This window comes from Haloarcula japonica DSM 6131 (assembly GCF_000336635.1).
GTDB classification, from domain to species: Archaea; Halobacteriota; Halobacteria; order Halobacteriales; family Haloarculaceae; genus Haloarcula; species Haloarcula japonica.
In genome coordinates this window covers 418573-431779 of record NZ_AOLY01000037.1, presented here as the reverse complement: position 1 = coordinate 431779, position 13207 = coordinate 418573, and the positions used below count along the sequence as shown (strand labels likewise).

Here is a 13207-nt window from a genome sequence, read left to right as displayed (position 1 = left end):
TGGTGATACGACATGGCCAACGACGTGCTCGACAGGGCGTACGACGACCAGGTGCAGGCGCTGGACGCCGACGGCGAGATCGTTGACCCCGATCTCATTCCCGATATCGGCGACGAGGCGCTGGTATCGATGTACCGCGATATGCGCTTTGCCCGCAGATTCGACGAGCGGATGATTAGCCTCCAGCGGCAGGGCCGGCTTGGGACCTACTCCTCGCTCGCCGGCCAGGAAGGGTCGCAGATCGGGTCGACGTACGCGCTGGCCGACGAGGATACTATCTTCTATCAGTACCGGGAACATGGTGCACTCGTCGCCCGCGGGCTCCCCTGGGAGTACGTCCTCTACTGGATGGGCCACGAAGCGGGCAACGCCGCCATCGGCGACGTGAACGTGTTCCCGCTGAACATCTCCATCGGCGCGCATCTCCCCCACGCAGTCGGGTGGTCGTGGGCGGCAAAGAAAAAAGGCGACGACCGGGCAGGCGTCGTCCACTTCGGCGACGGAGCTACCAGCGAGGGGGACTTCCACGAAGCGATGAACTTCGCCGGCGTGTTCGAGACGCCGACGGTGTTTTTCTGCAACAACAACCAGTGGGCCATCTCCGTCCCGCGGGAGCGCCAGACCGCCAGCCAGACGCTGGCACAGAAAGCTGACGCGTACGGCTTCGACGGCGTGCAGGTCGACGGGATGGACCCCTTGGCGACCTACACGGTCACCGAGGCCGCCAGGGAGCGGGCCGTAGGAGCAAACGGCGAAGCGCAGGAACCCATCTTCGTCGAGGCGGTGCAGTACCGCTTCGGCGCGCACACGACCGCCGACGACCCGGACGTGTACCGTGACGACGCAGAGGTCGAGGAGTGGCGTGAACGCGACCCACTGGACCGGATGGAGTCGTTCCTCAGAAACTGCAATCTGCTGGACGACAGGAAAATCGAGGTGATGGACGATACCATCGACGAACGCCTCGGCGAGATTATCGACAACGCGGAGGCCCACGCTGCCGACCCGACGGACCTCTTTGCCGACGTGTACGCCGAGTCGACGCCGAACATCGACGAGCAGCGCGAGTACTTCGAGTCGCTCCGCGAGCGCCACGGTGACGACGCGCTACTGGAGTCCGAGTAGCCGACCGAGCCTGTTATTGCCGTCCCGTCGCTTCCGTCTACTGTGACAGAGTGGCCACCGGTGGACCCTGCCGACGCAACGGCCGTTGCACAGCAGCGTGACGAACTGGTCGCGGCGGTCCGGGACCACGCCGGACAGGTCGCCTACCAGCTCGCCCGGCTGGAGGGCGGCGACTACGGGCAGGCGGATATCGAGACCGACCGCGGCGAGTGGACGGTGAAGTACGAGGGCGGCGACCTGGAGTACCTCCGGTTCTCGCCGTCGCGTGGCTCGGACACGTACGTCATCTCGACGAAACAGCCACCGGAGCCGGAGCCGCTGGCCGCCGCGCTCGCCGACTACGACGCCTTCGTCGAGGGGTTCAACAACTACGTCGCGTCCCTCGACGGCGTGCTCGACGACGTGTCGACTGAGTTCCCGGAAATCGCCACCACCGACGGTGTCGTGGCCGAACGCGACCGCGTCCTCGGTCGGATCCGCGAAATCTGTGACCAGATCGCGCGGGAACTCCAGCGCTACGAGGGCGGCGACTACGGCACGTTCACCAGCCGAATCCAGGGCACCCGCTGGGAACTGAAGTGGGACACCGACGGCGCGTCGTATCTCCGCGTCGGCGGCAGCAACGGGCTCTACCTCCTCTCGCAGTACGAACCCCCGTCAGCCGCCGACATCCGCGAGTACGCCCCACAGTTCGCGGATTTCGTCGACGCGTACAACGACCACGTCGACGAACTGGAATCGGACCTCGGGATCGTCGAACTCTGAGGCGGCTCTGTCGTCTGCGGTAGCGGTCCGCTCCGTGAGCGGATACTGTGCCAATTCAGCTAGCGTTACCGTTTCCGAACAATCGCAGTACTACAGCCGAATTACCGCAGAATACCACCGAACGATATGTCGGCAGTATTTTCAGGGGGCATCACCCAAGCCGGAGGTATGAGTTCGACCGAAACCGTCGATAGTTCTACTGTGAGCAGGGATGCAATCGGTGACTACGTCGAGGCGATGGGGCCGTCCTGGATTGCCGGCGCAATCGCCGCCGGCCCGGCGACGATCGCCAGCCTCGTTACCGCTGGCGGTGCGTTCGGCTACAGCCTCCTGTGGGTCGTCGTCCTCTCCGCGGGGGCGGGGGCGCTGGCGCAGTATCTCGCGATGCGGTTGGGACTGCTGACCGAACGGGGTATCGTCGCCGTTGTCGAGGACAACCTCGGTGAAACGTGGGCGTGGTTGCTTGTCGGCGACGCGGTACTCGCTGCCGGCGTGGCACAGTTGGTCATTATGAAGACTGTCGCCACGGTTTCGGCGACGGTAACCGGTATTGACGCCCACATCTGGGGCGTCGTCTGGGCGCTCATCCTCGCAGCGGGCCTGGCGGGCGGGGGCTACCGGTTCCTCGAACTGGCCGCGAAAGTCCTCGTCCTGCTGGTCGTCGTCGCGTTCGTCGCCAGCCTGTTCGTCGTGCCCATCGACGCCGGCGCGGCGGTGACCGGCCTGATCCCGTCCGTCCCGTCCGGGAGCGCGCTGGTCGCGGCCGGCATCCTCGGCGGGGCGGTCCACATCACGCTCATCACGATGCACTCCTACACGATGCGGGCACGCGGCTGGACCCGCGAAGACTACGACCTCGCGACAGTCGACGTCGGAGCGTCGATGCTGGTGGCTTTCGGCGTCTACAGCCTCGCCATCTTCCTGGTGACGGCGAGCGTCCTCACCTCCGGCGACCTGACGACGGTCGGCGCTGCGGAAGCCCTTGGTCCGCTGGTCGGCGACAGCGCCCGCTGGCTGTTCCTGCTCGGCCTGTGGGGCGCTGCCGTGTCGTCGCTCGGCGGTAACACCATCGTCCCGGCGTTCCTGCTGGCCGACAAACTCGGCTGGGGCACCACTATTGAGGATAGCCGCTACCGCGGCCTGCTCGTCGCCGTCGCGCTGCTGTCTGCGCCGGGCGCGTTCATCGGCGGGAACGTGCTCGGCCAGCTCGTCCTCGTGCTCGCACTCGGTACCGTCGGCACGCCCTTCGTCATCGCCCTCGTCCTCTATCTCCTGAACTCTGACGCAGTCCCTGAATCGAACTCACCGCTAGCTAACGTCGGCGGGCTGGTACTCATCGCCGTTTCGGGCGGGCTGGCCGCGAACTTCGTCGTCGAGCAACTCGGCGGCGGTGTCGGTCCGCTCTCCGGGTTCGTGCTGGCTTTTGCCGTCGCGCTCGGCCTCGCCATGGCCGGCCTCGGCGGGAAGTTCCTGCGGGAGGAACTCCTCGCGTGACCGGTCTCCAGTTCCCGCTCTCGGGGTCGACGCTGGTCACCGGTCCCTCGAACGCCGGCAAGACGCGGACGACCGCTGCCGCCCTCGACGCCTGGCTCGACAGCGAGGGGACCGCTGGCGTTGTTGTTCTCGATTTCGCGCCAGAACTCGAACGCGACGGGACTGTTCTGGGTGGCCGCCTCGACCGATTCATTACCGTGCCGGAAGCGGTCTGGATCGGCCGAATCGACGCCAGTGCGCCGCGCACCGAGAGCGAGACGGACAACCAAGCGGTCGCGCTCGCCCGGGAAAACGCCCGCCGGGCCGAGCGACAGATGGACGCGCTCCCGCGGAATCCGCGAGCGGTATTCGTCAACGACGCGACGATTCCGTTTCAGTACGAGGCTGACGCGGTGAGCCGGCTCACCGAATACTGCGACGGAGCGGACGTGGCCGTCCTCAACGCCTTCGACAGCGACGAACTTGGCGTCGATAATCCGGTGTCCCGAGCCGAACGGGACGCACTCGGTAGGCTTCGGCGCTGGGCCGACCGGACCGTCGACCTCTCGTAGTGACGGTCAAACCTGGACCGGACGCGTCAGCGGCAGCCGGCTACGACCTGCCGCGTTTCCGGAACCAAACGCGCTCACCGACTGGGCTCTCGTCGTCGCCGATGTCCAGCCGACTGATGAACAGGTCGCGGATGGCCAGCGTGACGACGAGTTCGGTTGGCTCACCCGACTCGTTTTCGACGGTGACGACGCAATGGCCGTCCCGCTCTGTTAGCCCGGTGATTGTGCCGACCGTCCAGCGGTCGCGGTGGTGTGACGGCTTCTGTGCGTGAATGCGGTCGTGATTCATCGATACTGCCGTGAGTTATCTCACCGGTTCCACTCGTAGAACCACCACGCGCCGCCGAGCGCCATCAGTCCGATGCCGAGCGTGGAGGTCGCAGGCTCCGGGATGATGAACAGCACGAGTCCGATGAGTACCATCCCGACCGGTTCGAGTTCGTCGAAGTACTTGACGAGGTCCATACTCGGCGTTCACTGGCCTCCGGTATAGAGGTTCGTTCGGCTATCGGGAAGTGAGAATGAACCGGGAACAGCGACCGGGTCAGCGGAAGCGGAACGTTTCGAGGTTCTCCGGCGCGAAGGTCCGGATGTTCTGGTCGTGGTACAGCGACGAGGAGAGGTCCTGTGTCGCGGACTCGTCGCCGTGCACACAGAGGATTTTCTCGGGCCGTGGGTTCATCGTCTTCACGAAGTTCTCCAGCCCCTGCCGGTCGGCGTGCCCGGAGAAGCCATCGACTGTCTCCACGTCCATCTCCAGTGGGACCGTCTCACTGCGCCCGCTGCCGCCGACGGGTACCTCGTCGATGCCGCGCTGGATTCGCTTGCCGAGCGTTCCCTGCGCCTGATAGCCGACGAAGGTGAGCGTCGAATCCGGGTCGGGGCCGAGGTGTTCCAGCCAGGACATGGCCGGGCCGCCGGTGAGCATCCCGGACGTGGAGAGGATGATAGCGGATTCTCCGTCGGCGATCTCCTGCCGTTCCTCGTCGCCGCCGTCGATAGGGTTGAACTGGTCGGCCAAGAATGGGTTCTTGTCTTCGTCGAAGATGCGGTCCTGCAAGCCGTCACGGAGATATTCGGGGTAGGTCGTGTGAACGGCTGTCGCCTCCCAGATCATCCCGTCGAGGTGGACCGGCATCTCGGGGATGTCGCCGTTCCGCATCGCCTCTTCGAGGACGAGCATGAGCTCCTGCGACCGCCCCACGGCGAAGGTCGGAATGAGGACCTTCCCGTCGCGGTCGTAGGCGTTCTGGACGATCTGTTTGAGCTTTCGCTCGGAATCCTCCTGGTCGGTCTGGTAGTCATTGCGGCCGCCGTAGGTCGACTCCAGCACGAGCGTCTCCACCCGCGGGAAGTCGTTGACAGCGCCGTCGAACAGGCGCGTGTCGTCGTAGTGGATATCGCCGGAGAAGGCGACGTTGTACAGGCCGTCGCCGACGTGGAAGTGACACACCGACGAGCCCAGAACGTGGCCGGCGTTGTGCAGCGTCAGCTTGATATCGGGCGCGATATCGGTCACGTCGCCGTACTCCAGCGGGATGGTGTGTTTGATCGCCTCGCGGACCATCTCGGAGTCGTACGGCGGGGTACGGCCGTCGTCTGCGGCGGTATCGAGGTAATCGAGCGTCAGCAGGCCCATCAGGTCCCGCGTCGGCTCGGTGCAGTAGATTGGGCCGTCGTACCCGTACTCGAACAGGAGCGGGACCAGCGCGGAGTGGTCCAGATGCGCGTGGGTCAGGACGACGGCGTCGATGCCGTTGGTGCCGGCCCCGAACGCCTCCGGGATGTCCAGATACGGCTGTTCGCCGTTCGCGCCGGGCTTGTTCCCGCAGTCGATGAGGATTCGCGTGTCCGGCGTCGAGAGGATGAACGCGGCGCGACCGACCTCCCGACAGCAGCCAAGCGTCGTGATGCGGACGTACTCGTCGTCCGACATCGGCTCACGGTGGATCTGCCGGCCAACGCGTTCGAGGATGTCACGGCGGTCCTCGCGCTCCTGTTTGAGGAAGTTCCGGACGTTGTCGACCGTCGAGGACTCGATTGGTGGCGTCCGAACGACTTCCGGCGTCCACCCGACCTCCTGCGTGATTTCACGCAGGGTTGCGCCGCGGCGGCCGATGACGACGCCGGGCTTCTGTGCCTGAATGACGACTTCGCCGGTGTCAGTATGGAAATTCAGGTCCATGACCCCGGCTTCCTCGGGGATGAGTTCCCGGATCGCCGCTTCAGCCTCAGATGGCGGAGCCAGTACGTCCGGGTCCGGACGGACCGTGATGCGTTTCCGGAGTTTCGATGCGAGCCGGCGAACGAGATCGCTGTTCGCGGCGAACTCCTTCGGGTCCCGCGTGTATATGACGAGTTCCGGTCCCTCGTACGTGACATCCGAGACGGAGATACGGCGCGGGACTTCGTCGTCGATCGTTGCCTTCACGTCTTCGAGTTGCTTGTCTACAGTGCTCATAGCTCAAAACGGGTCATCCCGGTAGCGGGGCCGTCCACGGCTGGTGCGGGCCGACCTGGTGCCGCGGGATGTACGCTCTCTAATAAAGTCATCAGTTATCGGTGAGTTGCCTCCGGACGTGGAGAGATGTCCGGAAAACCGTCCTCTATTTCTCAGTATTCCCCTCGTGTTATAAAAGCCTTCGCAATACGGAGGTGGGTAACTGTCCCGCAGTCGCCGTTGCGTGTGCCCACAAGCGGTAAGCGGCCTCCACGTGAGACGCCGCCATGCGACTGACACCTGAAGCCGTTCGCGAGGAGTACGACTGGGTCCAGAAACGGGGCGACGTCGTCGTCCCGCTGGTAAACGAAACACGAGCTTTCCTCGGTTCCCAGTTCGATGTCGATGTTGACACGCTCACAGACGACGCCTATGCGGCCGCTATCGACGAGGTATTCGCTGACGGCGACCGAGCGGTCAACGTCGCCGCGCTGGTCCGCTTGCTCCGGGAACTGGACGTTACAGGCGATTACCCGGGCTTTGTTATCGATGAACTCCTCGGCCGGGAGCTGGCGGCTATGATCGCCGGCGAGCAACCCCTCCGACTGCTCGCGGAGGCGACGTTCCACGTTGCAGACGTACGAACCCACGGTGACGACAGGGTCGCCGCGGGTGCCGACGACCTCGATGCCGCGCTCGCGGCCGGGGTCCAGACGCGCGTCCCGGGCTGGCCATGGCAACAGGCCGAGAGCCCGTTTTCCGTAGAGTGACCCCGGTATCGGACTCGGCTCGGCCCCACTATTCATACTCTGGGACTGTTTTTATAACTGACACTTCTGGGGAAACAAATATTACTGTAGCACAAAAACTGGCAACTATACGGACTGTATAAATCATGTTCGGTGAGCAGGTTCCGAGCCAGTGTCCGGAATGTGGGTCGGTGGATGTCCGAATAAACAGGGTGGCACCGTCGTCACACGATCGCGGAGACGAGTGGAGCATCCGTGCCGAGTGCCGCGCTTGTGACGAGTACACAGATTGGTTCGATTAGGCGCAGACCGCGGCGATACGGAAATCGGTCGCGGAGGGTCACTCAGGGCATTCCCTTCGCCTCAGCCGATTCCCACCGAGCCGTTCGGCCCGCGATATCTGTCGGTGACCGTCACCGACGGACTTCGACCGGTCGAACTCTGTTGAAGATCCGGTCTCAGTCAAGCGGAAGCAGTCAGTTACCCGAAAACGAGAACGACGGCGTCGTCAGGAACGCTGTCTCGTATCCCTCGTGACGAGACACCTGCGGCGGGGCAACGACGTCGATACCGACTGATGGCTCCTGCGTTGCCGTCCCGACGATTGCGCCGTAGTGATATCCGAGCTCGGGATGTAGGGCGGCGGTTAGCGCGTCCTCGAACACCGTCTCACCGTCGGTATCCATGGTTCCGTCCAGCGACATCATCGGCAGGGGAACGCGGTTGTACGGCGTCCGAGCCGAGACGGCGAGATACGACTCATCATCAGCGAGGAACGCGGCGTCCTGCAGCCAGGTGACGGCGTAGACGCCGTCGCTTCCTTTGTCCGTCCCGAGGACCGTTCCGGGCAAGGCCGATACTTCGGGGACCTGCGACGTCGGCACCATGTCCATGTTCATCAGATCGACCGCCGCGCGTTCGCCCTGCGAGTCCGGGAACTCCTCGAAAGAGAGCTGGTCGCGGGTGCTCTGTGCGAAATCGAATTCGACCGTGGCTTCGCCGGCCTCGCCGAACCGCCCGTCGAAGGCCCCCAGCCGGCGTTCGCCCATGCCGTTGACGCGGACCGAGAGCTGGTAGACGCCGTCGCCGTCGAGCGCGTAGTTGTCGCCGTAGTGAAAGCCCATATTCTGGGAGATCATCGGCCACGGGGACTTGTCGGCGACCGTCTGGCCGTCGCGCTTGATGGTAATCGAGAGCCCAGCCGATACCGGGAGGACCATTTCTGTTTCGGGGTCCCAGACGGTCGCCATCAGGTGAACGCTGTCCTCGCTCCGGATGTCGACTTTTTCGGCCGTCGTTCCAGTCACCGTCCAGAAGCGGTGGGGAAAGGAGTAGCTCAGCCCGACCATGTACTCGCCCGCCTGTGCCATCCCCGCCATCCCCATTCCCTCTGCGTGGGTGGGCCGGTAGGTAGCGTCGGGGCGGTTCTCGACCAGCGGCGGGGCGCGTGTCGACTGGGAACTCAGCGAGCCACACCCCGCCAGAACCGCCGTACCAGCGAATCTGGCACTGGCGAGGAACTGTCGTCGATTCATGAACCGCCCTTGGGCCCTCGTTTGAAAGACCGTTCTGGTACGGCGGCCGAATATCGTGGCGGGAGCTATACGGCACAAGACACTTGTTATCAGTCGGCGCATTCCGGGGCATGCCCTCCCTAACGCTCCGCATTGCGGTCCTCGGTCTCGCCGCCCTGACGGCTGGCTGTTTCGGTATGCCGTCGTCAGAGTCACCAGCCCCAGTAGATGCAACGACAACAGTTGCATCCCCGACTGGGACCGTCGAGTTCAACGACGGTCCGAAAGAACGGCCTGACCGCCCCGCGAGATTGAACGAGTCCTCTGTCCGGGAGTTCGTGTACGAGTACCAGTACCGGAGTGTCTACAACGGTCTGTGGCAGGGTGAATACACCGAAATGAGTCTCGCCTGCCGCGTTGATACCGTTACCGAGCGGTCGTGGGGGTACGATGTCATCGTCACCTGTACGGGGTCTTCGACGACTGACCCACCGGCCGGATCGACGGCGACAGAAGGCCCGATATCCGACTACTTCACCCAGTCGTACCGCTACAGCGTCAGTGCTGACGCCCTCACTCGCGAGTCGGTCGAGAATCGCGATCCAGTATCCTGACGACAACGGAGCTGTCAGGCTGGATCGGCCGGTGGGAGTGCCCGCAGGTCACGTGGCGGGAGCAGGTAGTTCCCGCGTCGCGTGACCGTCATGTACTGGAGGATGCCGTTGTTCACCCGCTGACCGACGGCGGACTCGTTAGCGACGTCCGTTCCGTTCATCGCCTGTTTCGTCGCGACGAAGTCGGCGATAGAGCGCTGCAGCGAGAGGAAGTGCAATCCCGCTTCACCGCCGTCGGTCGAATCAAAGTCCCGGCGGAGAATGGTCGGTGTCCCGTCTTCCCTGACGCGGGACATCTTCTGTGCGTGACCGACGACGCCCTCCCGCCGGCCGCTGTCGACCACGTCCTCGGGGCATTCGCCGGCACCGTTATCAGTGCCGAGGTTCTCGCCGACGCCCTCGACCTTGTCCTCGGCGGCGTGGGCCGGACAGAACATCTTCGAGACGCGCTGGTCCCGGGAGTCCTGTTCGTACCACTGCTGGAGCTGGAGCCGGATTTTCGAGAGGTGCTGGGTCACGCCGCCGGCGAACGGTCCCGAGTCGACCGTCACTCGGTCTTCGGAGGCCTGGTTTTCCTTGAACCCCGATTTGAAGCCCATGAACAGCGGGGCCTCCTCCGGGACTGGCTCGGAGTCCGGAACCCCGTCGACGTCCTGGTTCTCGGCGGGGAGACCAGCCCCGACGAACCCCGTCCGTCGCTCCTCTTCGTGCAGGACACTCTCGAAGGTCGCGCTCATTTCGTGGTCGTTCGCGGTATCTTGCCGGCCTTTCAGCGCTTCTTCGGCCTCGATAACGGCTCGCTCATCGTCGCTCGCGAGGTGCAGCAGTGCGTCGGGCGTGTCCAGTTCGGGGTCTTCGAAGGGGGCAAGCGCCATCGGCTCCGGCAGATCGACGCCGGCTACGTCGGCCTCGAAGCGGTCGAAGTAGGCCGGGCTGTACCCGAGTGTGAACAGCAGCCCCTCGTTGCTCCACTCGTAGGCCCGTTCAAGATCCCGGAGCGCCGTCTCGACCTGCTCGCGGTCGGCGTCGGTCGGTGTGCTGTCGCCGGTGTAATTCAGTAGCAAGAGAACGTGGTGGCGCGACAGTCGGTGGTTCCCCGCGTCGTCGGTCGCCAGCGACGCGCCCCAGGCGTGCTGGCGCTCTGGGAGAGACGAGGGATCATCGGTTCCTTCGGGGACTGTCCCTGACCCGCGGTCGAGACAGGCGGCCAGCGCCGCGGTGCCGCCGATGGCGACGGCGCTCTTGGCGAACTCGCGTCGGGAAATCCCGCGTTCAGTCATCACCCACTCTATGGACTGCCTGTCCAATTGGGTTGTGGTACAGGACTCGAAATCGTCCACTGTCCGCTGAAACCGGGCTACTCGCTCTCGAACAGTCGGTCGAGTAGCCGGGTGAAGCGGTCCGACAGGCGGTCGGGGGCCGTGGGGTCGACCGCCGCGAGCAGTTCGACCGTCAGGTCCGGCCGACAGAGCGCCAGCGTCACCCGGCCACTGTCCCGCCGTTTCTCAACGATATCGTATTCGACCAGACCATTGAGGTGGTGTTCGAGCGTGCTCCGGGCGATATCGAGGTGATCAGCCATCTCGCCGGGGTGAGCGGTTCCGCGCTCGATGAGCGTGACGAGAATATCTCTCGCCGTCTCTCGCCGGAGGAAGGCGATGGCGTGGCGCTCCCAAGCGTCGAACGACGACGTGTAGTAGTGCGTGCGCCCGTTGACTGACTCGCTGTTAACGCGGTCAAGTCGGGCCAGGTGGTACTGCACTTGTCCCGTTGCGAGGTCCAGCGCCCGTGTCAGTTCCCGAAAATGGACGCCCGGATTAGACTCGATATGCCGGTAGATCCGGGCTCTGGTGTCGCTCATTGCCCCTCCTCGTCGAGGCGTTTCTCGACTGTCCGGGCGTAGTACACTGCGCCGAGGACGAGGACGACAAAGAGGGTATCGAGCGCGTGTTCGAGGAAATGGTGGGTCGGTGCTGAAACCACTGAAAACCCCGACAACAACGCAATCAGTGGCCGGGCGAACAGCGCGGAGAGCGCTAGCGCAATCAGCAGATACGCGCGCGTCCCGCGCTGTCGGTACGCAGCGAGGGCGAGTCCACACAGGACAGCCCCGGCCACGGCGGAGAGGACAACGACGGCGACGATGTCCACGCTCCCAGCGCCGAGGTGGCCCCCAATACTGAGCGGTTTCATTAGGCGCTCACTTCGGAACCACGGTGCCTCAGTCGTTCGGTTTTGCGCGACTTTTTTATCGGACCGCTGAGACGTGGCGGTATGGACTGCATCGGCTTCATCTGCGAGCCTGAACATCCGGTGTTCGGTGCCGTCGCAGAGCGGCTCTCCGCCCGGGGGTTTGACGTCCAGTTCCTCCGGCCTGGAAACCCGGTAGCCAAAGCCGATATCGATGATCTGGCCGCACTCGTCAACACAACGCTCCGGCCCGAGTCGTTCAGCGCTCTCAGATACGCTGACAGGGCTGGTATCGAGACGTGGAACGGATTCCTGCCGACGACGGCGCTGTCCTGCCGACTCGTCGCCCTTCATGGGCTGGAGCACGTCGGCTGTCAGGTCCCGGCCGTCTGGTTCGAAAAGCCAGATCAAGACTACATCGCCCGGACTCGCTACTCTTGGGACGGTATGCCGGCGAACAGTGACGAGGGCGATTTCTACCAGGCCCGGGTTCGGGAGGAGCCGGTGGAGTACAAGTACTTCGCCGTCAACGACGGCCGTGAAACCCATTTGCGAGCGATTCAGGTCCGGTCGGAAGTGTCCGGGCTGGACCACGTCATCAGCGAGGAGACCGTCGAGGTGACGCTCGCGGCTCGCGTCCGGGAGTTACTGGACCGCTTCGGTGCGCGCGCACTCTGTGTCGAGTTCGTCGAGAGCGAGGAGGGATTCTACGCGCAGGGTGTCGACCCCGCACCGGGGTTCACCGGGACGGGGATGGAACGCCGTGTCGCCGACTCTATCGCCTCATTGACGACTATCGGGGCCTGAGTGTCGGCGTCGTCAGGGACGCTCGATAACCTCATGTCTGGTACCAAGGCACAAGATTATACAGGCGTACCGACGTGGTAACGACCGGAGCCTCACATGAGCACGTTCGTTCATCTCATCGCGGATTACGGCCCGGCCGATCCGGCCTTTTCAGAGGTCGTCCACCGTCTCACTGCCGCTGACCCGACGATGACCGTCCAATCGACCGAGGTCAAGCCGTTCTCAACGGTCGCCACGGGGTTCTGGATCGCGCAGCTCGGCATCCACAATCCGTCGTTCGACGACCTGCTGATTTACTCGAACACCGCGCCACGAACCACGGAATCGACGCCGGAACGGGCCGATACTGGCGGGGCGCTCTGCTATCTCAAGCTGGACAACGGCGTCCCCGTCGTCGGCGTTGACGCCGGCTACAACCTCTCGTTTATCGCCGACCACGCCACGACGTTCCGTGAGATCGAACTGCCGGCCGACACCGGCCAGTTCCGGTCGCGGGACGTGTTCCCGCGCCGTGTCGCCGAAATCGCGAACGGGAATCGCTCGTCGCTCGGGCCGGAGCGGTCACTCGACGACGTGCCGGCCCCGCCTGGGTCCGTCGTCTGTCACGTCGATGGCTACGGGAACGTCAAGACCTCGATTCGGTCCTCGGAGTTCGAATCAGCGGCGGGGACGGTCACTGTCGAACTCAACGACGAGTCCCGTGAGGTCCTTGTCAGAGATGCTGTGTCGAACGTTCCCGAGGGTGCCCTCGCCATCGTTCCGGGGTCGGCTGGCGGTGGAGACCCCTATCAGGAGCTGTTCTTGCGAGGCGGGTCCGCGGCGTCGGCCTTCGGTACTCCGGAGCCCGGCGACGAACTCACGATTCGAGCGCCGCGGGCTTGAGACTGTCCTCGCTATAATGGCCCTGAGGACGTGGAACTGGACACACGACCGGTCTGGTCGGCGTGCCAGCGGCTCA

15 protein-coding genes are annotated in these 13207 nt (G+C 64.3%); 8 read left to right on the top strand and 7 right to left on the bottom strand.

Translation table 11 applies throughout. The features are described 5' to 3' along the window. Positions 1-12 precede the first annotated feature (12 nt). From pdhA to C444_RS13370, 4 genes are all read left to right on the top strand, one after another. Positions 13-1125 (top strand): pyruvate dehydrogenase (acetyl-transferring) E1 component subunit alpha, encoded by a 1113-nt coding sequence (pdhA, locus tag C444_RS13385; RefSeq protein WP_004593463.1) that lies wholly within the window; start codon positions 13-15, stop codon positions 1123-1125. A 60-nt stretch (positions 1126-1185) separates the two neighbouring features. After that, positions 1186-1890 (top strand): hypothetical protein, encoded by a 705-nt coding sequence (locus tag C444_RS13380; RefSeq protein WP_004593462.1) that lies wholly within the window; start codon positions 1186-1188, stop codon positions 1888-1890. Between the two features lie 168 nt (positions 1891-2058). Then, complete coding sequence (locus tag C444_RS13375; protein ID WP_004593461.1) at positions 2059-3384, top strand: divalent metal cation transporter; 1326 nt, start codon at positions 2059-2061, stop codon at positions 3382-3384. Continuing rightward, complete coding sequence (locus C444_RS13370) at positions 3381-3935, top strand: hypothetical protein (RefSeq protein ID WP_004593460.1); 555 nt, start codon at positions 3381-3383, stop codon at positions 3933-3935. The genes C444_RS13375 and C444_RS13370 overlap by 4 nt, the downstream gene beginning before the upstream one ends. A gap of 40 nt (positions 3936-3975) precedes the next feature. Here C444_RS13370 and C444_RS13365 read toward each other — a convergent pair whose 3' ends face one another. From C444_RS13365 to C444_RS13360, 3 genes are all read right to left on the bottom strand, one after another. Continuing rightward, positions 3976-4224, bottom strand: coding sequence for a DUF7861 family protein (locus C444_RS13365; RefSeq protein WP_004593459.1), 249 nt, complete (start codon positions 4222-4224; stop codon positions 3976-3978). Positions 4225-4244: 20 nt separating this feature from the next. Then, complete coding sequence (locus C444_RS22380) at positions 4245-4400, bottom strand: hypothetical protein (protein ID WP_004593458.1); 156 nt, start codon at positions 4398-4400, stop codon at positions 4245-4247. A 79-nt stretch (positions 4401-4479) separates the two neighbouring features. Next, positions 4480-6396 (bottom strand): beta-CASP ribonuclease aCPSF1, encoded by a 1917-nt coding sequence (locus C444_RS13360; RefSeq protein ID WP_004593457.1) that lies wholly within the window; start codon positions 6394-6396, stop codon positions 4480-4482. 266 nt (positions 6397-6662) lie between these two features. Here C444_RS13360 and C444_RS13355 point away from each other — a divergent pair, with 266 nt between their 5' ends. Continuing rightward, a complete protein-coding gene (locus C444_RS13355; RefSeq protein ID WP_004593456.1) occupies positions 6663-7145 on the top strand; it encodes a hypothetical protein in 483 nt (160 codons plus the stop codon). Between the two features lie 455 nt (positions 7146-7600). On the opposite strand, the gene C444_RS13350 is transcribed toward C444_RS13355, so the two are convergent. Further along, on the bottom strand, positions 7601-8659 hold the full coding sequence (locus C444_RS13350; protein WP_004593455.1) for a DUF7350 domain-containing protein: 1059 nt from the start codon (positions 8657-8659) through the stop codon (positions 7601-7603). Between the two features lie 110 nt (positions 8660-8769). On the opposite strand from C444_RS13350, the gene C444_RS13345 reads away from it, so the two are divergent. Beyond that, positions 8770-9252: a hypothetical protein gene (locus tag C444_RS13345; RefSeq protein ID WP_004593454.1), complete on the top strand. Its 483-nt coding sequence runs from the start codon at positions 8770-8772 to the stop codon at positions 9250-9252. A gap of 14 nt (positions 9253-9266) precedes the next feature. Here C444_RS13345 and C444_RS13340 read toward each other — a convergent pair whose 3' ends face one another. From C444_RS13340 to C444_RS13330, 3 genes are all read right to left on the bottom strand, one after another. Then, positions 9267-10532: a DUF7405 family protein gene (locus tag C444_RS13340; RefSeq protein WP_004593453.1), complete on the bottom strand. Its 1266-nt coding sequence runs from the start codon at positions 10530-10532 to the stop codon at positions 9267-9269. Between the two features lie 77 nt (positions 10533-10609). Then, positions 10610-11113, bottom strand: coding sequence for a winged helix-turn-helix transcriptional regulator (locus tag C444_RS13335; RefSeq protein ID WP_004593452.1), 504 nt, complete (start codon positions 11111-11113; stop codon positions 10610-10612). Beyond that, positions 11110-11445 carry a DUF7471 family protein gene (locus tag C444_RS13330; protein WP_004593451.1) on the bottom strand — a complete coding sequence of 112 codons (336 nt, stop codon included), beginning with the start codon at positions 11443-11445 and terminating at the stop codon, positions 11110-11112. The genes C444_RS13335 and C444_RS13330 overlap by 4 nt, the downstream gene beginning before the upstream one ends. 81 nt (positions 11446-11526) lie before the next feature. Here C444_RS13330 and C444_RS13325 point away from each other — a divergent pair, with 81 nt between their 5' ends. Together C444_RS13325 and C444_RS13320 are read left to right on the top strand one after the other, a co-directional pair. Beyond that, positions 11527-12249: a hypothetical protein gene (locus C444_RS13325; RefSeq protein ID WP_004593450.1), complete on the top strand. Its 723-nt coding sequence runs from the start codon at positions 11527-11529 to the stop codon at positions 12247-12249. 96 nt (positions 12250-12345) lie between these two features. Continuing rightward, the gene (locus C444_RS13320) at positions 12346-13131 is read left to right on the top strand and encodes an SAM hydrolase/SAM-dependent halogenase family protein (protein WP_004593449.1); all 786 of its coding nucleotides are present in this window, start codon (positions 12346-12348) and stop codon (positions 13129-13131) included. The last annotated feature ends 76 nt before the right edge of the window (positions 13132-13207 follow it).